Below are 461 nucleotides of genomic sequence, written 5' to 3' on the forward strand. Positions count from 1 at the left end.
GGACCAATAACGGATCGCCGGTGGTTTCCCGCAGTCGCGCCAGCGCCCGGCTCATTGCCGACGGGCTCAGGCGCAAGCGTTGAGCGGCACGGGCGACGCTGCCTTCGGCGAGCAACACATCCAGGGTGACCAGCAGATTGAAATCAGGTGTCGACACGGCAAACCTCATAGGGCGTTTGGCGCACGTATAAAGTGCAAATGCTGCGCCTTCCGCCATGTTAGGTGACGGCGTAGATTTCTGACAGCGGTCAAACCCTGGAGCCTCTTGATGAAATCACCTGCACCCCGTGGCGCTCTCGTCGCCCTGTCACTGTCCATGTTGCTGGCGTCCTTGGGCACCAGCATCGCCAACGTCGGCCTGCCGAGCCTGGTGCAGGCGTTTGATGCATCGTTCCAGGCGGCGCAGTGGGTGGTGCTCGCCTACTTGCTGGCGATTACCGCGGTGATCGTCAGCGTCGGGC

General features: G+C 62.5%; 1 protein-coding gene and 1 pseudogene. One reads left to right on the forward strand and one right to left on the reverse strand.

Annotation, left to right across the window (positions count from 1 at the left end):
- The coding region (locus HX846_RS37365) for a LysR family transcriptional regulator (protein WP_178967486.1) at nucleotides 1–157 on the reverse strand (157 nt) is incomplete at its 3' end.
- A 111-nt stretch (nucleotides 158–268) separates the two neighbouring features.
- Between HX846_RS37365 and HX846_RS37370 the strand changes: the two are divergent.
- Nucleotides 269–461 (forward strand): annotated as a pseudogene (locus HX846_RS37370) (MFS transporter); the annotation flags it as partial.

Origin of the sequence: Pseudomonas sp. K5002 (assembly GCF_013386655.1) — a bacterium.
In the GTDB taxonomy this organism is placed as follows: Bacteria; Pseudomonadota; Gammaproteobacteria; order Pseudomonadales; family Pseudomonadaceae; genus Aquipseudomonas.